This is a genomic window from Teichococcus vastitatis (assembly GCF_003604215.1).
Classification (GTDB): domain Bacteria; phylum Pseudomonadota; class Alphaproteobacteria; order Acetobacterales; family Acetobacteraceae; genus Pseudoroseomonas; species Pseudoroseomonas vastitatis.
The window spans coordinates 339,783-360,207 of record NZ_QXGS01000001.1 but is presented as its reverse complement, the minus strand read 5'-3'; the positions used below and the strand labels follow the sequence as shown (position 1 = coordinate 360,207).

Genomic DNA, 20,425 nt, shown 5'->3' with positions numbered 1-20,425 from the left:
GCGGGACAAAGCGTGAGCGACAGTGCGATGAAAAGGGGGGCCACGGCCCCCCTCGGTTTATCCGAGCAGCTTGACCTGAGCGACGTGCGTGACTGGATCGCGCTGCTGAAGCCACGGGTCATGTCGCTGGTGGTGTTTACCGGGCTCGTTGGCCTGCTGGTGGCACCTGGCCACCTCCATCCTGTTCTGGCCGGCTCCGCCATCCTGTGCATCGCCATCGCCGCCGGGGCGTCGGGCGCCATCAACATGTGGTACGACCGCGATATCGACGCGGTGATGCGGCGCACCCAGAACCGCCCCATCCCGGCTGGCCGGGTGCGCCCACAGGCGGCGCTCAGCTTCGGCGTGTTCCTGGCCCTGGCCTCGGTGCTGGTGATGGGTCTGGCCACCAACGTCGTGGCCGCCGCCGTTCTGGCCGGATCGATCGCGTTCTACGTCTTCATCTACACCATGTGGCTGAAGCGGCGGACGCCGCAGAACATCGTCATCGGCGGGGCCGCGGGCGCCTTTCCGCCGATGATCGGCTGGGCCGCCGTGACCGGCAGCGTGTCGCTGGAAGCGGTGGTGATGTTCGCCATCATCTTCTTCTGGACGCCGCCGCATTTCTGGGCGCTGTCGCTGTTCGCCTCCGGCGATTATCAGCGGGCAGGGGTGCCGATGCTGCCGGTGGTGTCCGGCGCGCGCGAGACCCGCCGGCAGATCTGGTTGTATTCGCTGCTGCTGGCCCCACTTGGCCTGCTGCCGACGCTGATCGGCATGGCGAGCTGGGCCTATGGTGCCGTGGCGATGGGGCTGGGCGCCTGGTTCCTCTGGGCAATGTGGAAGGTGAAGCAGGACCGCCAGGATGCCGAGGGCCGCAGCCTGACCCAGGATGCTCCCGCGCGGGCCGGCTTCAAATTCTCGATCCTCTACCTGTTCGTGCTGTTTGCTGCCCTGGCAGTGGACGTGCTGGCCCGGAGCGTCTGATCCCATGGCTGAATCCGATAGCTCTGCCGACATGAAGGAGGCGGAGAAGCGCGCCTTTCTCCGCCGGCGGCGCGGCCGCAACTGGGCGGTGTTCCTGTCGCTTCTGGCCCTGGTGGGATTGTTCTATTTCATCGCCGTCGCGCGTATGCAGGTGAACTGAGCCAGTTGTGACCAGCAGGGGAGAAGCAACGTAATGCCTGGCCTGAATCCCGATCTGGCTCGTCGCAACCGCAAGGTCGCCACCGGCGCCCTGCTGATCGGCGGCGGCATGTTGGCGCTCTCCTTCGCGTCGGTGCCGCTCTACACCTTGTTCTGTTCCGTCACGGGGTATGGCGGCACGCCGCAGATCGGCGGTGCTGCGGCCCCGGGCATCGCCGGCAAGTCGGTGACCGTCCGGTTCAATGCCAACACCCATCCCGGCCTGCCCTGGAGCTTCCAGCCGGGGCAGAACAGCATGCAGGTGGTGTCCGGCCAGGACGCGATGGCCTTCTACACCGCGGAAAGCCGGGCTGCCGGCCCGTCCACCGGCATCTCCACCTATAATGTGACGCCGGAGGTAGCTGGCCCCTATTTCCACAAGGTGCACTGCTTCTGTTTCGATGAGCAGACGCTGCAGGCCGGCCAACGGGTCGAGATGCCGCTGTCCTTCTGGATCGATCCCAAGATCGCGGATGATCCCAACACGCGCGACATCAGGACCATCACGCTCAGCTACACCTTCTTCCGCACCCTGGCGGATGCCGAGAGGGCGGGGGCGCTGGCCAAGGCGGGGCCGCATGTCGGCAAGCAAAGCGCCGTGCAGCGCCCGTGAGAGGCTTGATCGAGCCCGGGTTTTCGGAATCGATGAAATCCGGCACAATGGTGTCGTCGGGCCGGTTGGCCCCGAATGCGAAGTTCGAGTCCTTCTGAAGCGGAACCGGGAAGTGCCATGGCGAGTAGCAACATGACAGTGGAAGCGGACATTCCGCCCCCCAACAAGCACCCCTACCATCTGGTTGAGCCCAGCCCGTGGCCGATGGTGGCTTCGCTCGCCGCGGGAATGATGCTGTTCGGCATCATCCTGTTCGCGCACAACAACGTCCATTGGGTGTTCGGCGTCGGCCTGCTCGGCGTGCTGGTCTCGATGTTCTTCTGGTTCCGCGACGTGGTGCGGGAAGCCCGTACCCCCGGCCTGCATACGCCGGTGGTCCGGCTCGGCCTGCGCTACGGCATGATGCTGTTCATTGCCTCCGAGGTGATGTTCTTTGTGGCCTTCTTCTGGGCCTACTTCCACTTCGCCCTGTACCCCGAGCATGTGTCGGGCGCCGCCCAGGCCGTGTGGCCGCCGGCCGGCATCACCACCTTCGACCCGTTCCACCTGCCGCTGCTGAACACGCTGATCCTGCTGCTGTCCGGTACCACGGTGACCTGGGCGCACCACGCGCTGCTGGCAGGCGACCGCAAGGGCATGCTGCAAGGCCTCGGCCTGACGGTGCTGCTCGGGCTGCTGTTCACCTTCTTCCAGGCCGTGGAATATTCCGAGGCCCCGTTCGCCTTCTCCGGCGGCGGTGTGTATCCCTCAGTGTTCTTCCTGGCGACCGGCTTCCACGGCTTCCACGTCATTGTCGGCACCATCTTCCTGGCGGTATGCTGGTTCCGGGCCCGTGCCGGGCAGTTCACGCCACAGCGCCATTTCGGCTTTGAGGCCGCGGCCTGGTACTGGCACTTCGTGGACGTGGTGTGGCTGTTCCTGTTCGTCTGCGTCTACGTTCTCGGTGCCGGTCCCACCGCACACTGAGCATGGGCCGGGTACCCGCCGCACTGACGCGGGTGCCTTCCCCCTGGAGGATCACTGCCTGACCTCCCCCACCGCCCCGCAGCGGGGCTCCTGGCGCCGGCTCCTGGTGCCCGTTCTGGTTGTGCTGCCGGTTCTGGTCGTGCTGCTCGGACTCGGCACCTGGCAGGTGCAGCGCCTGCAATGGAAGACCACGCTGCTGGCGGAGTTCGCGGCGGCGGAGGCCGGCCCGCCGATCCCCCTCAATGATTCGCCGAAGCCCTGGACCAAGGTGTTCGCCACCGGGCATTTCCTGCACGACCGGGAGGCCCTGCTGGGGCTGGAGGTGCGCGGCACCATCCTGGGCGGGCATCTGGTGGTGCCGCTGCAACGCGCAAACGGTCCGCCGCTGCTGGTGAATCGCGGCTGGGTGCCGCTGGAGAGCACGTCGCCGGTCAGCCACCCTGAGGGGGAGGTGCGGGTCGAGGGCTACCTCCGCCCCAGCGAATCGGCCAGCCTGTTTGCCGCCACGGACGACGCCGCACGCCGCCGCTTCTACACCTTCGACACGGCGGTGATCGGCGCCGCGCTCGGCTTGCCGCAGGTGGCGCCTTTCGGGCTGGTGGTGGTCTCGGGCGTGACGGACGGATTGCCGCAGCCGGCCCGCTCCCTGCCGCGCCCCTCCAACAACCACCTGGGCTACGTGGTCACCTGGTACGGCCTGGCGCTGGCGCTGGTGGGCGTGTTCATCGCCTGGGCCCGTATCCGCCTCAAGGAGCCGAACGCATGACCGACGCCGGCAACGCCGCCTATCAGCGCCTCAAGGCCCGTTTCGCCCGCATCGCCGTGCTGGGGGAGGCGCAGGCGATGCTGCATTGGGATGCTTCGGCGGTGATGCCGCCGGGCGGTGCCGCCGCGCGCGGCGAGCAGCTGGCGACGTTGGCCGGCCTGTCGCATGAGCTGATGGTCGATCCCGGCATGGCCACCGATCTGGCCGAGGCGACGGCCGATGGTCGGTGGGACGGTGCCAACCTCGCGCTGATGCGCCACGCGCAGGCCCGAGCCACCGCCTTGCCCACCGCATTGGTGGAGAACAGCGCCCGCGCCAATGCGGCCTGCGAGACGGTGTGGCGCGAAGCGCGCGCCGCCTCCGATTTCACCCGCGTTGCGCCCTATCTGGCGGAGGTGGTGAAGCTGCAGCGGGAAACAGCGGCGGCACTGTCCGCGGCCACCGGCCTGTCACCCTATGATGCGTTGATGGAAGGCTTCCAGCGCGGCATCGGCGCCGCGAATGTGGAGCCGATCTTCGACGCCTACGAGGCCTTCCTGCGCGACGCCCTGCCGCGCGCCGAGGAGCGGCAGGCCCGGCTTCCACCCGCCATCGAGCCGCAGGGGCCTTTTGCCGTGGAGGTGCAGCGCGCCCTGTGCCGCGAGATGGCCGGGCGGGCGGGGCTCGACTTCAACCATGCCCGGCTGGATGAGAGCCTCCACCCGTTCTGCGGCGGCACGCCGAGCGACGTGCGCATCACCACGCGCTACGATCCGGCCGCCTTTGCCCAGGCGCTGCTCGGCGTGCTGCACGAAACCGGTCATGCCCTGTATGAGCGCGGCCTGCCGGACGCCCGAGCCCGCCAGCCCGTGGGCGAGGCCGCCGGCATGGCGGCGCATGAATCGCAGAGCCTGATCATCGAGATGCAGGCCAGCCGCTCGGATGCCTTCCTGGGCTTCCTGGGCCCGAAGCTTTCCACGGCCTTCGGCGGCGATGCCGCGGCCTACGCGCCGGAAAACCTGGCGCGGCTGTGGCGCCGGGTGCAGCGCGGCTTCATCCGCGTCGAGGCGGATGAGCTGACATACCCCGCCCATGTGATCCTGCGGTTCCGGCTGGAGCGCGCGCTGATCGGCGGTGAGCTGGCCGTGGCCGATCTGCCCGGCGCCTGGAACGATGGCTTCGCCCGGCTGCTTGGCCTGACGCCGCCCGACGATGCGCGCGGCTGCCTGCAGGACATCCACTGGTACGACGGCGCCTTCGGCTATTTCCCGTCCTACACGCTGGGGGCGATGGCGGCGGCGCAGCTGATGCGGGCGGCGCGCATCGCGGTGCCGGGCCTGGATGCCGCGCTGGCGCACGGGGACATGGCGCCTCTGCTGGGCTGGCTCAGGCTGCATGTGCACGGGCAGGGCTCGCGCCTCGGCTTCCAGGACCTGCTGCGGGAGGCCACCGGCAAGCCGCTCGATCCGGCCGACTTCACCGCTCACCTGACTGACCGCTACCTCTGACGACCCCACGATGCTGACTTGCATCATGCAAGCTTCCAGTGCTTGCATGATGCAAGTCACTCGAGGAGCGGCGCCATGGTGCAGACCGACTTCACCCGCATGCGCTGCCCGGTGGCGCGCTCCATGTCCGTGCTCGGCGAGCGATGGGCGCTGCTGGTGTTGCGGGAAGCCTTCTATGGCACTACCCGGTTCGACGCCTTCGCGCGCAACCTCGGCATCGCGCCCAATATCCTGAGCGCGCGGTTGTCGCGCCTGGTGGAGCACGGGCTGTTGCAGCGCGCGCCGGCTGAGAGCGGCGGCCGCCAAGCCTATCACCTGACGGAGAAGGGCCGCGACTTCTTCCCCGCCTACATCGCGCTGAAGCGCTGGGCGGATCGCTGGATGGCCGATTCCGATGGCCCGCCCATCCTGCTGGTGGAGGCCGCGACCGGCGCCGAGGTGGTGTCTCCGCCGCTGACCGGGCGATCCGGTGCTCCCCTGGCGCCCGAGGATGTGCGGGTCCGTCCCGGCCCCGGTGCCGGGGCCACGCTGCACGCCCGGTTCGGCAGCGGAGATCGTCCTCATGAATGAGGCGGCCGCCATTCTGCCGCAGCCGGCGGTCGAGCCGCTGCCGGCGCTGTTGCGCCGGATCCTGGCGCTGGCCGGGCCCACCAGCGTCGTTGCGCTGCTGCAGGTGGCGGCGCAGCTGGGCGAAACCTGGCTGGCGGCGCGCCAGGGCACCGCGGCGCTGGCCGGCTGGGCCGTGGTGCTGCCCTTCGCCCTGCTGATGCAGCAGATGTCGGCCGGCGCCATGGGCGGCGGCGTGGTTTCCTCCGTGGCGCGCGCCCTGGGCGGTGGCCGCCCGGCGGAAGCGGCCGCGCTGGTGCTGCATGCGGTGCTGATCGCGCTGGCGGCGGCGGCGGCGTTCGCGCTGACGCTCGGCCTGATGCCGCGCACCCTGCTGGGATGGATCTCGCCGACCGCGGCCGAGGCGGCGTCCGGCTATTCCGCCTGGCTGTTCGGCGCCGGGGCAGTGCCGGCTTGGCTGGCCAACACCCTGGCCTCCGTGCTGCGCGGCAGCGCGCGGCATGCCCTGGCGGCGCGGGTGCTGGCGCTGGCCTGGATCGGCTTCCCGGTGCTGGGCTGGGCCTTGGCCGAGCCTGCCGGCCTCGGCCTTCCCGGCCTCGGCCTCGGCTTCGCCCTGGCCTTCTGGGTCGCTGCCCTGGCCATGGCGGTGGTGGTCCTGCGCGGCGGCGCCGGCTTCGCGCCGCGCCTGCGCATCCGGCCGCAGCTGGCGCTGTTCCGCCGCATCCTGGGAGTGGGGCTGGTGGCCTGCGCCCTGGCGGCGATCGCCAACCTGACCACCATCCTGGTCACCGCCCAGCTCGCCTCCCATGGCGCCGCGGCCGTGGCGGCCTACGGCATCGCCGCACGGCTCGAATTCCTGATGATCCCGCTGGCCTTCGGCGTCGGCTCGGCGCTGACCGCGCTGGTCGGGCGCGCCGCCGGCGCCGGGGACTGGCCGCTGGCCCGCCGCATCGCCTGGACCGGCGGGCTGCTGACCCTGGGCATCGCCGGCCTAGCCGGAATGGCGGTCGGGCTGGCGCCGGATGGCTTCGCATCCGTCTTCAGCGGCGATGCGGCGGTGGTGGCAATCGCCGCGCGCGGCCTGTCCTTCACGGGGCCGGCCTTTGGCGGCTTCGGCCTCGGCATGGCGCTGTACTTCGCGGCCATGGGGGCGGGGCGGATGCGCGGGCCATTGCTGGCGGCGCTCAGTCGAATCACCATCGCGGTGGGCGGCGGCTGGCTGCTGGCGGAGCCGCTCGGCCTGGGCATGGATGGCCATTTCCTGGGCGTGGCGCTCGGCATCACGGCCTATGGCGTGGTGACGGCCCTGTCGGTGCGACCCGCGGTGTGGCCGGGGAACGGCAGCGGGTAGACCCCTTGCACGACGGCCGTCATTGACGGATGCCTCACTTTCATGGATCCGGCGCACCGGCCGGAGGGCAGCGGAAGAGGCGGCTGATGCAGAACACCGACACGATCTGGCGGCATGTGGAGCAGAAGCGCCCCTGCTTCTCGGAGCTGAGCGACCGCGTCTGGGGCACGCCCGAGCTGAACTACGCGGAGCACCGTTCCGCCGCCGCCCATGCCGAGGCGCTGGAGGCGGAGGGCTTCCGCGTCACGCAGGGCCTTGCCGGCATTCCGACTGCGGTGATGGGCGAGGCGGGGCAGGGCGGCCCGGTGATCGCCATCCTGGGCGAGTACGACGCGCTGCCCGGGCTGAGTCAGGAAGCCGGGATCGCCGAACACCGGCCGATCGAGCCCAATGGCAGCGGCCATGGCTGCGGCCACAACCTGCTCGGCTCCGCCTCCCTGCTGGCGGCAACGGCGGTGAAGGACTGGCTGGCCGAGCGCGGCCTTGCCGGCCGCGTCCGCTATCATGGCTGCCCAGCCGAGGAGGGCGGTTCCGCCAAGGGCTTCATGGTGCGCGACGGCGTCTTCGATGACGTGGACATCGCCATCTGCTGGCATCCGGCGGCTTTCTCCGGCGTCAACAAGCCGCGTTCGCTGGCCTGCATGGAGGTCGATTTCTCCTTTCTCGGCCGCTCCTCCCACGCCGCCGCGGCGCCGCATCTCGGCCGTTCCGCGCTGGATGCGGTGGAGCTGATGAATGTCGGCGTCAACTACATGCGCGAGCACATGCCCTCCCACGCGCGCATCCACTACGCGCTGCAGGATGCCGGCGGCATCGCGCCCAATGTGGTGCAGGGCCAGGCGCGGGTGCGCTACCTGGTGCGCTCGCTCACCATGGCCGAGGTGCTGGCGCTGCTGGAGCGGGTGAAGAAGATCGCGCAGGGCGCCTCCCTGATGACGGAAACCAGCGTGACGCACCGGGTGCTTTCCGCCGATGCCGAGCTGGTCGGCAACGACCCGCTGGAGCAGCTGATGGAGCGGCATTTCGAGCGCCTTGGCCCGCCGCGCTTCGACGAGGCCGACAAGGATTTCGCCCGCGCCATTCAGGCCACCTGCACGCCGGCCGAGATCGACAGCGCCTACCGCCGCGCCGGCCTGGCGCCGATCCCCGGGGAAGTGCTGGCCGAGCGGCTGGTGCCGCTCTCGGCGCCGGAGCCGGCCGGGGTGGGTTCCACCGATGTGGGCACCGTGTCGTGGAAGGTGCCGACGGTGCAGGCGCGCGGCGCCACCTACGCCATCGGCACGCCGGGCCATTCCTGGCAGCTGGTGGCGCAGGGCAAGGCGCCGGCGGCGCATAAGGGGCTGGAGCACGTGGCCAAGGTGATGGCCGGCACCGCCGCCGAGCTGTTCGCCGATCCGGCGCAGGTGGCGCGCGCCAGGGCCGACCATGCCGCGCGCACCGCGGACATGCCCGACGTGTTCCCGATCCCCAAGGACGTGCCGCCACCGCTCGACATGGCGGGCGGTCACTGAGAGGCCCCGAACGCATGACCGCCTTCCGCAAGACACTTCGCGCCGGCGCCGGCGCGTTGCTGCTGGCCCTGCCGCTGCTGGCGACGCCCGTGCTGGCCGAGGACCTGTCCGTCGGCCTCGCCGCGCCCGTCACCTCGATCGACCCGCATTTCGCCAATGCGGCGCCGAACTCCTCCTTCGCGCGCCACATCTTCGATCCGCTGGTGGTGCGCCCCCCCGATGGCCGCCCGGCCGCCAGCCTCGCCACCGAATGGAGGGCGGTGTCCGACACGCTGTGGGAGTTCAGGCTGCGCCCCGGCGTGAAATGGCATGACGGCCGGGACTTCACCGCCGACGACGTGGTGTTCACCTATGGCCGTGCGCCCAGCGTGCCGAACAGCCCGGCCTCCTTCGGCGGCAGCCTGCGCACCGTTACGACGGTGGAGGCGGTGGATCTGCTGACGGTTCGCATCACCACCTCGGCGCCGACGCCCAACCTACCGATCGACCTCGCCGCCATCGCCATCGTGTCGCGCCACGTGGGGGAGGGTGCCTCCACCGCCGACTACAACAGCGGCAAGGCGGCGGTCGGCACCGGCCCCTACAAGCTTGTCAGCTACCATTCCGGCTCGGCCATCGAGGTGGTGCGCAACGACGCCTATTGGGGCGACAGACAGCCCTGGGAGAAGGTGCATTTCCGCATCATTCCCAACCCGGGCGCCCGCACCGCGGCGCTGTTGTCGGGCGATGTGGACCTGATCGCGGCGCCGCCCGCCACCGACCTGCCGCGGCTGCGCTCCGAGAGCAACATCCGCATCTTCGAGCGGCAGGGATCGCGGGCTCTGTTCCTGTCGCCCGATTTCAGCCGCACCGGCGAGTCGCCCTTCATCACTGACAATAACGGCAGGCCGCTGCCGAAGAACCCGCTGCTCGATCTGCGGGTGCGGCAGGCGCTGTCGCTCGCTATCAACCGCCAGGGCCTGGCCGAGCGGGTGCAGCAGGGCATGGCCGAGCCCACCGGCCAATGGATGCCGCCCGGCGCCTTCGGCCACAACCCCGAACTCGGCGTGCCGCCCTACGACGTGGCCAGGGCGCGCGCGCTGCTGGCGGATGCCGGCTATCCGCAGGGCTTCCGCATCACCCTGCACGCCAGCAACGACCGCTACCCGGCCGATGCGCAGACGGCTCAGGCGGTGGCGCAGATGTGGAGCCGCATCGGCGTCAACACCACGGTGGAAGCGATGCCCTTCGCCACCTACCTGACGCGGCTGGCGAAGCAGGAATATTCCATGGTGCAGAATTCCTGGGGCAGCACCACGGGGGAAGCCGGCAGCGTGCTGCTGAACATCGTGCACAGCTTCGACGCGCCGAAGCGTCTCGGTGCCAGCAATGACACGCGCTACAGCAACCCCGCGCTGGATGCGAAGATCGAGGAAGCGCTGTCCACCATGGACCCGGCGCAGCGCGAGCGGCGCGTCGCCGCGGCCGTGGCGGAATCGCTGGGCGACCTGGCCTTGATCCCGATGGTGCTGTTCAAGAATGCCTGGGCCGCCCGCAGGCCGCTGACTTACGAGCCCCGCATGGACGAGCAGACCCTGGCGATGGGCGTCCGCAAGGAATAGGCGCGGGGCGGACCGGCCGCCCCGTCAGCTGTCGCGCGCCTGTTCCCGGCGGCGCGCGGCCTCCGCGCCGGAGGGCTCCGCCAGCGCGAAGCTGCCGGTCCGGACCGTCCCGGCCCGCTCATAGATGCTCATGACGACCCCGCTGGAGGAGGCATCCGTCCGGCGCAGCGCCAGCGTGCCCGGCCTTGCTTCGGCGCCGAACAGGCGCTTGCCACGGCCAAGGATGACCGGAAACACCAGCAGCCGGAACTCGTCGACCAGATCATGCGCCAGCAACGCCTGCAGCAACCGGCTGCTGCCCTGGGTCAACAGCCTGGGGCCTTGCTGCTGCTTCAGCTGCGTGACGGCGGCCACGATGTCGCCGCGCAGCGGCACCGAATTCGCCCAGCCCAGCGGTGCGGCCGAAGCGGTCGCGACGTATTTCGTGGCACTGGTGAACAGCGCGCCCATCGGATCATCGGAACCGACGAACGGCCAATGAGCGGCGAAGATTTCGTAGGTCCTGCGGCCGAGCAAGAGATCGAAGGGCGCCGCGAACATGTCCTCCATGAACGCTCCCAGCTTCGCCGCGCCGTCCGCCTCCCAGAAGGGAACGGTCCAGCCGCCGAAGGCGAAGCCACCCTCCGGATCTTCCTGCGGCCCACCCGGCGCCTGCATGACGCCGTCGAGGCTAATGAAGGCGGCGGCGACGATCTTGCGCATGATGTCGGTCCTTTCCTCAGCCGGCATGGGCGGCGCGTGGCGCCGCGATGCCCGCGTTCAGCCCTGCGAGGCAGCGCCGGCCGCCGCCATGTCCATCCACATGATCTCGAAGATGTGGCCATCCGGGTCTTCGTAGCTGCGCCCGTACATGAAGCCGTGGTCCAGCCTCGGCCCCGGATCGGCTTGGCCGCCGGCGGCCGCGGCCTTCTCCACCAGCGCATCCACTTCCGCCCGGCTTCCGGCCGAGAAGCACACCAGCACCTCCGAGGCGCTGCGGGCATCCGCCACCGGGCGTGGCGTGAACTGGCGGAATTTCTCATGCGTCAGCAGCATCACGCTGATGGTCTCGGACAGCACCATGCAGGCGGCGGTGTTGTCGGTGAACTGCGGATTGTTGGTGAAGCCCACCGCCTCATAGAACGCCATGGAGCGCGGCAGGTCGGTGACCGGCAGGTTCACGAAGATCAGCTTGGACATCGGCTTTGGCCTCCCTGGATGGCACTTGCCCCTTCTGCCTTGATTAGTTATTAAAAGCAACCATGAAGTCAGAAAAAATAACCAATATGGCAGGCGAGCGGCGAAGCTGGTACCGCGATGCCTGCGCCGCTGCCCATGCGCTGGACCTGCTGGGCGAGCGCTGGGCCCTGCTGGTCATTCGCGAACTGATGTTCGGCCCCCGCCGCTTCGGCGAGATCCGTGCGAAGTTGACGGGCATCAGCGCCAATGTGCTGACGCAGCGGCTGGAAGGATTGGAAGCAGCCGGCGTGCTGCTGCGCCGCCGCCTGCCGCCACCCGCATCAACCCAGGTCTACGAGCTCACCGCCTGGGGACGGGAAAGCGAGCCAATCTTCAAAGCGCTTGGCCGTTGGGGCGCCCGCTCTCCGCGGCACGACCCGACGCTGCCCTTCAGCGCCGCCTCGCTGCTGCTGTCGATGCGCACCATGCTGGACCCGGTGCGGGCGGCGGGGCTGAAGGCGCGGATCGGCTTCCGCCTGGACGAGGAGGGCTATCTGGCGCGGCTGGAGGAGGGGCGGATCGAGATCGCGGCGGGCGATCCCGCGTCGGCTGATCTGGTGTTCGAAGCGGCGCCGGCGGTGCTGGCCGCCGCATTGTACGGCGCCCAGCCGCTTCCAGCCCTGGAACAGGCCGGCGCGCTGCGCATCCAGGGCGACCGAACCCTGGCCGAGCGGTTCGTCACCCTGTTTCCCTTACCGGAGCGGCTGCCCGGCTGAGGCGCTCAGGCCGGGATGGGGATGCGCTGAACCAGCGGGTCCAGCAGCGCTTCCAGTTGTGTGGAGTTGTCCCATTCCAGCGCCACGCTCAGCACGGTGACGCGGCTGCGGAAGGCGGACGGGATGCGCACGAAATCCTTGCGAGTCGTCACCGGAATGGCTCGCAACGCCTCGGCCTGCGCGAGCAGGTCCTCCAGATCGCCCTCATCGAAAGGGTAATGGTCGGCATAGGCGACGCGCCCGGCCAGCACCGCGCCGGCTTCCCCCAGCGTGGCGAAGAATTTGCGGGGATTGGCGATGCCGCAGAAGGCGAACACCGGCTGGCCCTGCAACAACTCGGCCTCTGGCCCCGGCTTCAGCCGCGCGCGCAGCACCGGCAGGCCCGGGGGCAGCAGGGACAGGGCGTTGGCGTCGTCCTCGCCGATCAGCACGGCGGCGCGGCAGCGGGAAGCGGCGGCGGCCACCGGCTCGCGCAGCGGCCCGGCCGGGATGATGTGGCCGTTGCCGAAGCCGTACGAGCCATCGATCACCAGCAGCGACAAGTCTTTCTCCAGGCCGGGATTCTGCAGCCCGTCATCCATGACGATGGCCTGGGCGCCGGCCTCCACCGCCGTGCGGCCGCCCGCCTCGCGGTCGGCGGCGACCCAGGTGGGGCGGGTGGCGGCCAGCAGCAGTGCCTCGTCACCCACGTCCTTGCTGTCATGCTGGACCGGATCGACGCGCACCGGTCCCTTCATCTTGCCGCCATAGCCGCGGGTCAGGAAATGCGTGGCGACGCCGCGGTTAGACAGGCGCTGCCCGATATCCAGCGAAACGGTGGTCTTGCCGGCGCCGCCCGCCGTGGCATTGCCGCAGCAGATCACCGGAACGGGTGCCCGCCAGCCGCTGCGCGCGACGCGGCGCGCCGTGGCAGAAGCGTAGAGCGAGGCGATGGGCGACAGCAGCAAGGGCGCGATTCCCCCGCTGCCCCCGCTCCAGAAGTCGGGGGCTCGCATCCGGCTCGAACCTGTCCTTCTCTCCAGGGCCCCGGCGAAACCGGCCGGGGACAACGTCACCGGGGCGGCAGCTGGGGCAGCCAATCCAGGATCGCCGCGGCCAGGCGCCCCGGAAGGTGGCTGGCATCGGCGGCGATCTTTGCCGCTGCGACGGCCATGGCCCTCGCGCGGTCAGGATTTGTTAGCACGTCTGTAACCGCCTCGGCCAGCGCGGCAACATCGGCGACGCGAAGCGCGCCGCCGCCCTCCACCAGGGCAGCCGCCATGGCCTCCACATGCTCGGTATGCGGGCCGAGCAGGATCGGGCATCCTAGCCGAGCCGGCTCCAGCGGATTGTGGCCTCCCTTCGGCACCAGCGTCGCGCCCACCAGCGCCACGCCGGCGGTGCGGAAGAACAGGCCCATCTCGCCCATGGTGTCGGCCAGGTAGACCTCGTGCTCGGGTGCCGGCAGCATCCCGGCCGTACGGCGGGCGAAGGGCAGGGGCGCGACCAGCGCCGCCACCTCCTCTGCACGCTGCGGGTGGCGCGGCACGATCACGGTCAGCAGGTCGGGCAGCGCGGCGCGCGCGGCCCGATGCGCCGACAGCGCCGCCACTTCCTCGCCGGCATGGGTGCTGCCCGCCAGGAAAACAGGCCGCCCGCCGATCGCCCCGCGCAGCGCGGCCAGCGCCACGGGATCGGCCGGCGGGGGCTCCGCCGCGGCCTTCAGATGGCCCCAGAACGCCGCATCCACCGCGCCCAGCGCGCGCAGCCGGACAGCGTCCTCCTCGCTCTGCGCCACCACCAGGCGGTAGCGGCCGAGCATCTGCCGGGCCAAGCCCGGCGCCCAGCGCCAAGCCCTGGCCGAGCGTGGCGAAAGGCGCGCATTGACCAGCGCTGAGGGGATGTTCCGCTCCGCCAGCGCCGCCGAGATGTTGGGCCAAAGCTCGCTTTCCACGAACACCGCCGCGTCGGGCTGCCAGCCATCCAGAAAGGCCGCGGCCCAGCGCGGTACGTCGAGCGGCACGAAGCGATGCATCACCCGCTCGCGCAGGGCGGGGGTCAGGCGCTGCTGCAGAAGGGTGGCCGAAGTGACGGTGCCGGTGGTCACCAGCAGGTACAGTTCCGGCCGCTGCTCCACCAGCGCCGCCATCAGCGGGATCAGCGACAGCGACTCGCCGACGCTGGCGCCGTGCAGCCAAATCAGTGGGCCCTCCGGCCGGTCGGCATGCAGGCCGCGCCGTTCCGGCAGTCGATCGGCGATCTCCTTGCCGCGCCTGGCCCGCAGCCGCAGCCAGAACGGCAGCAGCGGCGCCAGGGCTTGCCCGGCCAGCCGCCCGGCAGCGGCACCGAGGCTCATGCGCCCGGCCTCACAGCGGGCGGCTGTTCTGGCTGGCCGGATCGGCAACCCAGCCATCGGCGGCATCGCAGGCGGCATCCAGTGCCGTCTCGATGGCGGCCACGGCAAGGGCGGTGTCGCCCCGTGACACGCGGATCGGTGGACCGCAGACCAGCACGCCCCGGGTAAACGGCAAGGGCAGCATCATGCGGTCCCAGCTCGGCAGCAGCCGGTGGCGCAGCGTGGCGGCGGCGGTGGGCACGATCACGACGCTCGACAGGGCGGCAAGCTGCGCCACGCCCTCGGCCGCCTTGCGGCGCGGTCCGCGCGGCCCGTCCGGCGTGATGACCACTGGGCTGCCTTCCCGCAGTACGCGCAGCATCGAACGCAGGGCTGTGGCGCCGCCGCGCGAGGTCGATCCGTACAACATGGCCAGGCGAAAGCGCGACACGATCTCGCCGATGAAGCGGCCGTCGCGGTGCTGCGACACCAGCACATGCGGCTGCCAGTCCTTGGTTTCGGGATGCAGCCGGTGCGTGACGGTCCATAGCATCGGCATCATCGGCAGGCGCTCGTGCCAGAACGCGATGATCATCGGCTCGTTCCGTCTGGCGAAAACAGCGAGATGCTCCTGCCCCACCAGCGACCAGCGCGTGGTGCGGTAGCAGAAGGCCAGATAGGCGCCGAGACTCCGGGCCATCGCTGCCTGGGTGCGGGGGTGCCGGATCAGCTTGCGGAACATGGGATGGGCGCGAACACGATGCGGCGCCCCCTAGCACGGCTGTGGCCAAGGCGGAAATCGGCCCCGGCGACCGGCGCCATGTTGCGCGGCGTTATCTCGGGGAGGGCGCACTGTCGGCCCGCTTGGCCCCGGCAGAGCGGGCTCAGCCCGGCAGCGCCGGCACGCCGAACAGCCAGGGATGGGCCAGCAGCAGCAGGATCCAGCCCAGGAGGCCGAGTCCCGGCGTCAGGACGCCGATCTCCCGCAGCACCAGCCGGTTGCGGCCGGCCAGAATGGCGCCGAAGGGCAGGGCGGAGGTCCGGTCGCGCAGCGCGGCCCATTCCCGCGGCCGGCGATGCGCCAGCTTGCGGTCAATGGACGGCATGCCGAGCAGGGCGGTGGCCAGGATGCTGCCGAAGAAGATCACGCTCGCGCTGTCTCCGTTCGCCAGCAGGTGCAGCGCCGCCCAGAGCGCAAATGCGTTCAGCATCGGATGGCGGGTGATGCGCTGCATTCCCTGTGGATTCCCGGGGAGGCGCGTCTCGCCTCCCACCGCCGTCGGGTTGGGGCGGGTGAGCGAACCGGCGAACAACAGAAACACCGGCAGCATGCCCGCCACCGCCAGCCCGTGCAGCGCTGGCGCCCCGTTCCAGAGCGGCACGGTGGGAACGGATCGGTAGGCCATGATCAGCCAGGTGAGGCCCAGGGCTGAAAGCAGCGAGAACAGGCCGCGGAACCCGTTCTCGCCCAGACGCCCCACGAGCCGCCAGCGCAGCGGCGAGCCGGCGAGGCCGGCATGCAGGGCGACCCAGAACAGGGCGGCGGAGACGAGAACCAGCTGACCCTGCACGGACGGAGCTCCCCTTGTGCCAGTATCGCGGCGGCGCGATGTTGGCGGTGACAACATTGCGGGAGGCATGTGGGCATTGTCAACATCGACGCGCGATCAGCCCTATCATCATGGCGAGTTGCGGCAGGTCCTGCTGGAGGCTGCGGAGGCGCTGCTGCGCCGCGATGGCGCCGGCCGGTTGTCGTTGCGCGAAGTGGCCCGGGCCGCCGGCGTGTCGCACAACGCGCCCTATCGGCATTTCCCGACCCGCGAGACCTTGCTGGCCGCGCTCGCCACCGACGGCTTCCGCCGCCTTGCCGCGGCCCTGCGGGCGGGGCAGGGCGCAGCGCATGGCCCAGCGGCGTTGGTGCCGCTGGGCCGGGCTTACCTGCGGTTCGCGGACAGCAATCCGGCCCTATACCGCCTGATGTTCAGCGACGGCCCGCGCAAGTCAGACCATCCTGCCCTGGCCGAGGCCGCGCACGCTGCCTTCGCGCCTTTGGCCGAGGCCTTGCCGGAGCGCGGCGCGGCTGTGGGTGCCTGGGCCCTGGTGCACGGGCTGGCGGAGCTGCTGCGCGACGGGCAGATCAGCGCTGATCTGATGGGTCCCGCCCTGGCCGAAGCCGTGATCGGCCGCTACGCCGGTCAAGGGCGCCAGGCCCGGTGATAAGGATGCCCGGTGCGGATCGCCTGGGCGCGGTAAAGCTGCTCGGCCAACAGCCCCCGCACCAGGAAATGCGGCCAAGTCATCGGCCCGAGCGACAGCCGCTGGTCAGCCCGCGCCTGCACCGCGGGATCGAGCCCTTCGGCACCGCCGATGATGAAGGCCAGCGCCTTGCCGCTGGCTTCCCAGCGGCCCAGCAGCTCCACCAGCCCCTCGCTGTCCGGCGCATGGCCGCCGAGGTCGAGGGCCACGGCGAGCGCCCCGGCGGGCAGTGCGTCCAGCAGGGCGGCACCCTCGCGCCGCCGCACCTCGGCCGCCGAGCCTCGCGCTTCCGGGATCTCCCGCACCGTCAGGGGCGGGCGCAGCCGCGCATTATGCTGCGCGAACAGCGCCGCCTCCGGCCCCGGCTTCAATCGGCCGACGGCCAGCAGCAGCGGGGCGCGGCTCAGCCGCCGCTGCCGGGGAGGTCCTCGTCCTCCTCCTCGTCCTCTTCGTCCTCCTCGTCATCTCCGTCGGCGTCGAAGGCCGTCCAGTCTTCGTCAGACATGGCATCCTCCGACAGGTCGTCGCCCTCCTCCTCGTCTTCGTCGCCCGGCTCCAGGTCGAGGTCGCCGGCCACGGCGGCGGTCAGCACCCGCTCATCATCCGGCGATTCCTCGCCGGGCGGTGGACTGTCGGGGCCCCACATCTTCTCCAGCCGGTAATTGGCGCGAGCTTCCGGCTTGAACAGGTGGACGATGAGGTCGTTGGCATCGAGCAGCACCCAGTCGGGCGAGGTTTCGGTGCGGATGCGGCGGATGCCATGCTCGGCCAGCGTCTTCTCCAGATGCGCCGCCATGGCCTGGATCTGGCGATCGGCCAAGCCGGTGGCGATGATCATGCGGTCGGCGAAGGCGGCGCGGCTGGCGACGTCCAGCACCACCACGTCCTCGGCCTTGTCATCCTCCAGGCTGGCCACGGCCGCCTGAACAATGGTGTCGATCGGCGGCAGCTGCGGCTTGGCCGGTGCCTTGGCGATGCGCTTGCGGGCGGGCGCGGCCTTGCTCTCGGACGGCTTGGCCGATGCGCGCGATGCCGCCGGTTTCACCGAGGCCTGGGTGGCGGCGCTGCGCGGCGCCTTGGCTGCGGTGGCGCGGCTGCCGCGTGCGGCGGACGTGGCCGGCTTCGCGGTGGCCGTGCCCTTGCCGCGGCTGGTGCCGCCCGTGGCGCTGCGCGGCGCGGCCGCCATGCGGCCCGGCTTCGCTGCGCCGGTGCCGCGGCTGTTCTTGGAGGCGGAAGCGCTGCGCGATGGCGCGGCGGTGCGCGTCGGCTTCGCGGCGGCGCCGGCGCGCAGCGGCTTGGCGGCGGCGCTGGCGGCGCGGGGCGTCCGGGTGGCGCTCGCCGCACGGGCCGGCTTTGCTGCGCCGGCGGAGCGGGAGGGCGCCGTGGCCCGGGACGGAGCTGCCGTGCTGCGGGCCGGCTTGGCCGCCGCGGCGCGAGGCGCGGACGCGGCGGTGGTGCGGGCGGGTTTGCCCGTCGCGGTGCCGGCGCTTCTGGAGGTCGGGCGCGCTCCGGCGGCCGGCTTGCCGCCCGTCGGCTTGGCCGCCGCCTTGGTGGCGGGCTTGGCCGTGTCGGCACGTGCGGGCTTGGGGGCGGTCCTCGGCGCGGCGCCGCGGGACGGGCCGGCGGGGCGGGTCGCCGAACTCTTGCGGCGGGTGTCGTCTGGGGCTTTGGGCGTACGGGCTATGGCGGCCTCCTGTGGCACGGGGGGTGTGGCGGGCTGGTCGCCTGCCGCCGGTCGGGCAGAGGCGATCAGACCATGGTGGCGGCCTCGCGGCGCGCTCTTGCTTCTGGCGCTGTATGGCGCGGGTGAGGGCCTTCCGGCCAGCACCGAATCAACGCGGCGGCTGCTTCACCGTCGCATGCCGGCAACGAAAAGGGGCTCCGCCGCCTCCGCGGCCGCCGGGGTCTCCGCCCGGCGGGCCGCCGCCCGCCGCAGCGCGGTGGCACTGGCCGGATGTTCCCGCGCGGGAATCAGCGCCCAGCCGGCATCCGGTGCCTGCAACAGGGCCGCCGGCGCTCGGCGCGCCCGGCGCAGCGTGGCGGCGGCGGCGCCCTGCAACGCCTTGCGGGTCCAGCCGGGCCGCGGCAGCACGGCGATAGGCGTGCGCCGCGCCAGATCCCGCCATTGCCGCCATCGCGGCAACTGCCAAAGATTGTCGGCGCCGATGATCCACACGAAGCGGGTGCGCGGAAACAGTTGCGACAGGCGCTCCAGGGTGCGGGCGCTGTAGCGTTCGCCGATCGCCGCCTCGATGCCGGTGGCGATCACTCGCACGCCGTCGCCGATCGCCGTGGCCGAGGCCAGGCGCTCGGCAAAGGGCGCCATGCCGGCGCGCGGCTTCAGCGGATTGCCGGGCGAGACCAGCAGCCACACCTGGTCCAGCCGCAGCATGTGCAGCGCCCGCTGTGCGACGTGGCGGTGGCCTGGATGCGCCGGGTTGAAGGAGCCGCCCAGCAGGCCGATCCGCCGCTGGCGCCGGTCGCCCCAGGGGCCCGGCGCGGCCAGACCCTGCGGCAGGCCCGAGGCCGGGAAACCGCGCGCCGCGCTCAGGGCCGGACCTGGCCGGTGCCGAGCACGCGGTAGCGGTAGGTGCAGAGCTGCTCCAGCCCCACCGGCCCGCGCGCATGCAGGCGGCCGGTGGCGATGCCGATCTCGGCGCCGAAGCCGAATTCCCCGCCGTCGCAGAACTGCGTCGAGGCATTCCACAGGCCGACGGCGGAATCGATCCCGGACAGGAACGCCTCGGCCGCGGCAGGGTCTGCGGTGACGATGGCGTCGGTGTGTTCGCTGCCGAAGCGGCGGATATGCGCCAGGGCCTCGTCGACGCCGTTCACCACCGCGACGTTGAGGATGGCAGCGAGCCATTCGGTGGCGAAGTCGTCCTCCGCCGCCGCCGGCAGGTCCGGCAGGATGGCGCGGGCGCGCGCATCGGCGCGGAATCCGCAGCCCAGTGCGCATAGGTCGGACACCAGCAGCGGCAGCAGGGCGGGGGCGATGGCGGCATCAATCAGCAGCGTTTCGGTGGCGCCGCAGACGCCGGTGCGGCGCATCTTGGCATTGGCCAGCACGGCGCGCGCCATGGCGGGATCGGCGGCGGCGTGGACATAGGTGTGGTTCAGCCCCTCGGCATGCGCCAGCACCGGCACCCGCGCTTCCTCCATCACCCGCGTCACCAGCCCCTTGCCGCCGCGCGGGATGATCAGGTCGATCAGACCCGCAGCGCGCAGCATGGCGCCGACAAAGGCGCGGTCCTGGGTGGGAGCCATCTGCACGGCCGCGTCCGGAAGCCCGGCCTCGCGCAGCCCTGCCGCCACGCAGTCGCGGATCGCAGCGGCGGAGCGGGCGCTTTCGCTGCCGCCGCGCAGGATCACCGCCGAGCCGGCCTTCAGGCACAGCCCGGCGGCATCGGCGGTGACGTTGGGACGGCTCTCGAAGATCATGCCGATCACGCCGAGGGGCTGCGCCACGCGCCGGATGCGCAGCCCGTTCGGGCGATCCCATTCGGCGAGCGTCCGCCCGACCGGGTCGGGCAGGGCGGCGATCTGCTCCAGTCCTTCCGCCATGGCCCCGATGCGGGCGGGGGTCAGGGTCAGCCGGTCGCGAAACGCCGCCGACAGCGCCGGCGAGTCCGCGAGGTCGGCCTGGTTGGCGGCCAGGATCGTCTCCTGCCGGGCGCGCATCGTGGCGGCGGCGTGCCGCAGGGCGTGGTCCTTCGACGGTCGACCGGCGCGCGCGAGCTGCGCCGCGGCCGCACGGGCGGCGCGGGCGGCGGTTTCGAGCGTGTCGGCGACGGTGTCGGAGATGGCGTTCACGGTCCTGCGGTTCCTGTGTGGTGCCGTCGGAGGTTTTGGCCGCCCGGCACGGCGGAGCATCGGTAGCGCGGGACGCAGCGGA

The 20,425-nt window shown here is 71.3% G+C and carries 22 protein-coding genes; 12 read left to right on the top strand and 10 right to left on the bottom strand.

Annotation, left to right across the window (positions count from 1 at the left end):
- The first annotated feature begins 12 nt into the window (after nt 1-12).
- The 10 genes from D2K64_RS01680 to D2K64_RS01640 all read left to right on the top strand — a co-directional run bounded on the left by D2K64_RS01680 (nt 13) and on the right by D2K64_RS01640 (nt 10,026).
- The gene (locus tag D2K64_RS01680) at nt 13-966 is read left to right on the top strand and encodes a heme o synthase (RefSeq protein ID WP_370764181.1); all 954 of its coding nucleotides are present in this window, start codon (nt 13-15) and stop codon (nt 964-966) included.
- Nucleotides 967-970: 4 nt separating this feature from the next.
- The gene (locus D2K64_RS24985) at nt 971-1,126 is read left to right on the top strand and encodes a hypothetical protein (protein WP_202910417.1); all 156 of its coding nucleotides are present in this window, start codon (nt 971-973) and stop codon (nt 1,124-1,126) included.
- 33 nt (nt 1,127-1,159) lie between these two features.
- Nucleotides 1,160-1,777 carry a cytochrome c oxidase assembly protein gene (locus D2K64_RS01675; RefSeq protein WP_120006019.1) on the top strand — a complete coding sequence of 206 codons (618 nt, stop codon included), beginning with the start codon at nt 1,160-1,162 and terminating at the stop codon, nt 1,775-1,777.
- Between the two features lie 117 nt (nt 1,778-1,894).
- Nucleotides 1,895-2,743: a cytochrome c oxidase subunit 3 gene (locus D2K64_RS01670; protein WP_120006017.1), complete on the top strand. Its 849-nt coding sequence runs from the start codon at nt 1,895-1,897 to the stop codon at nt 2,741-2,743.
- Nucleotides 2,744-2,849: 106 nt separating this feature from the next.
- Nucleotides 2,850-3,509, top strand: a complete 660-nt coding sequence (locus D2K64_RS01665; protein WP_238383946.1) for an SURF1 family protein — start codon at nt 2,850-2,852, stop codon at nt 3,507-3,509.
- Nucleotides 3,506-4,996, top strand: a complete 1,491-nt coding sequence (locus D2K64_RS01660) for a carboxypeptidase M32 (RefSeq protein ID WP_120006015.1) — start codon at nt 3,506-3,508, stop codon at nt 4,994-4,996. Before D2K64_RS01665 ends, D2K64_RS01660 begins: the two co-directional genes overlap by 4 nt.
- A 75-nt stretch (nt 4,997-5,071) precedes the next feature.
- Nucleotides 5,072-5,566, top strand: a complete 495-nt coding sequence (locus tag D2K64_RS01655; protein WP_120006013.1) for a winged helix-turn-helix transcriptional regulator — start codon at nt 5,072-5,074, stop codon at nt 5,564-5,566.
- Entirely contained in the window at nt 5,559-6,914 is a 1,356-nt protein-coding gene (locus tag D2K64_RS01650) for an MATE family efflux transporter (RefSeq protein WP_120006011.1), read from the top strand. The genes D2K64_RS01655 and D2K64_RS01650 overlap by 8 nt, the downstream gene beginning before the upstream one ends.
- Before the next feature lie 86 nt (nt 6,915-7,000).
- Nucleotides 7,001-8,425, top strand: a complete 1,425-nt coding sequence (locus D2K64_RS01645; protein WP_120006009.1) for a M20 family metallopeptidase — start codon at nt 7,001-7,003, stop codon at nt 8,423-8,425.
- 14 nt (nt 8,426-8,439) lie between these two features.
- Nucleotides 8,440-10,026: an ABC transporter substrate-binding protein gene (locus D2K64_RS01640; protein ID WP_120006007.1), complete on the top strand. Its 1,587-nt coding sequence runs from the start codon at nt 8,440-8,442 to the stop codon at nt 10,024-10,026.
- 24 nt (nt 10,027-10,050) lie between these two features.
- On the opposite strand, the gene D2K64_RS01635 is transcribed toward D2K64_RS01640, so the two are convergent.
- Nucleotides 10,051-10,728 (bottom strand): dihydrofolate reductase family protein, encoded by a 678-nt coding sequence (locus tag D2K64_RS01635; protein WP_120006735.1) that lies wholly within the window; start codon nt 10,726-10,728, stop codon nt 10,051-10,053.
- Between the two features lie 57 nt (nt 10,729-10,785).
- Nucleotides 10,786-11,205, bottom strand: a complete 420-nt coding sequence (locus tag D2K64_RS01630; RefSeq protein ID WP_120006005.1) for a VOC family protein — start codon at nt 11,203-11,205, stop codon at nt 10,786-10,788.
- 86 nt (nt 11,206-11,291) lie between these two features.
- On the opposite strand from D2K64_RS01630, the gene D2K64_RS01625 reads away from it, so the two are divergent.
- The gene (locus tag D2K64_RS01625; protein WP_202910415.1) at nt 11,292-11,960 is read left to right on the top strand and encodes a winged helix-turn-helix transcriptional regulator; all 669 of its coding nucleotides are present in this window, start codon (nt 11,292-11,294) and stop codon (nt 11,958-11,960) included.
- A 5-nt stretch (nt 11,961-11,965) separates the two neighbouring features.
- On the opposite strand, the gene lpxK is transcribed toward D2K64_RS01625, so the two are convergent.
- The 4 genes from lpxK to D2K64_RS01605 form a co-directional block, all read right to left on the bottom strand.
- Nucleotides 11,966-12,955, bottom strand: coding sequence for a tetraacyldisaccharide 4'-kinase (lpxK, locus tag D2K64_RS01620; RefSeq protein ID WP_120006001.1), 990 nt, complete (start codon nt 12,953-12,955; stop codon nt 11,966-11,968).
- Between the two features lie 56 nt (nt 12,956-13,011).
- Nucleotides 13,012-14,295: a 3-deoxy-D-manno-octulosonic acid transferase gene (locus D2K64_RS01615; RefSeq protein WP_120005999.1), complete on the bottom strand. Its 1,284-nt coding sequence runs from the start codon at nt 14,293-14,295 to the stop codon at nt 13,012-13,014.
- Between the two features lie 10 nt (nt 14,296-14,305).
- Nucleotides 14,306-15,016 (bottom strand): lysophospholipid acyltransferase family protein, encoded by a 711-nt coding sequence (locus tag D2K64_RS01610; RefSeq protein ID WP_120005997.1) that lies wholly within the window; start codon nt 15,014-15,016, stop codon nt 14,306-14,308.
- 142 nt (nt 15,017-15,158) lie between these two features.
- Nucleotides 15,159-15,845, bottom strand: coding sequence for an NnrU family protein (locus D2K64_RS01605; RefSeq protein ID WP_238383945.1), 687 nt, complete (start codon nt 15,843-15,845; stop codon nt 15,159-15,161).
- Between the two features lie 76 nt (nt 15,846-15,921).
- Between D2K64_RS01605 and D2K64_RS01600 the strand changes: the two genes are divergently transcribed.
- Nucleotides 15,922-16,491, top strand: coding sequence for a TetR/AcrR family transcriptional regulator (locus D2K64_RS01600; protein ID WP_120006733.1), 570 nt, complete (start codon nt 15,922-15,924; stop codon nt 16,489-16,491).
- On the opposite strand, the gene D2K64_RS01595 is transcribed toward D2K64_RS01600, so the two are convergent.
- From D2K64_RS01595 to D2K64_RS01580, 4 genes are all read right to left on the bottom strand, one after another.
- Nucleotides 16,470-16,901 carry a 23S rRNA (pseudouridine(1915)-N(3))-methyltransferase RlmH gene (locus D2K64_RS01595; protein WP_238383944.1) on the bottom strand — a complete coding sequence of 144 codons (432 nt, stop codon included), beginning with the start codon at nt 16,899-16,901 and terminating at the stop codon, nt 16,470-16,472. The genes D2K64_RS01600 and D2K64_RS01595 overlap by 22 nt on opposite strands.
- Nucleotides 16,902-16,933: 32 nt before the next feature.
- Nucleotides 16,934-18,232 (bottom strand): ribosome silencing factor, encoded by a 1,299-nt coding sequence (gene rsfS, locus D2K64_RS26100; protein ID WP_370764175.1) that lies wholly within the window; start codon nt 18,230-18,232, stop codon nt 16,934-16,936.
- Between the two features lie 147 nt (nt 18,233-18,379).
- On the bottom strand, nt 18,380-18,985 hold the full coding sequence (locus D2K64_RS01585) for a nicotinate-nucleotide adenylyltransferase (protein WP_370764295.1): 606 nt from the start codon (nt 18,983-18,985) through the stop codon (nt 18,380-18,382).
- Between the two features lie 92 nt (nt 18,986-19,077).
- Complete coding sequence (locus D2K64_RS01580) at nt 19,078-20,403, bottom strand: glutamate-5-semialdehyde dehydrogenase (RefSeq protein ID WP_120005991.1); 1,326 nt, start codon at nt 20,401-20,403, stop codon at nt 19,078-19,080.
- Nucleotides 20,404-20,425 lie beyond the last annotated feature (22 nt).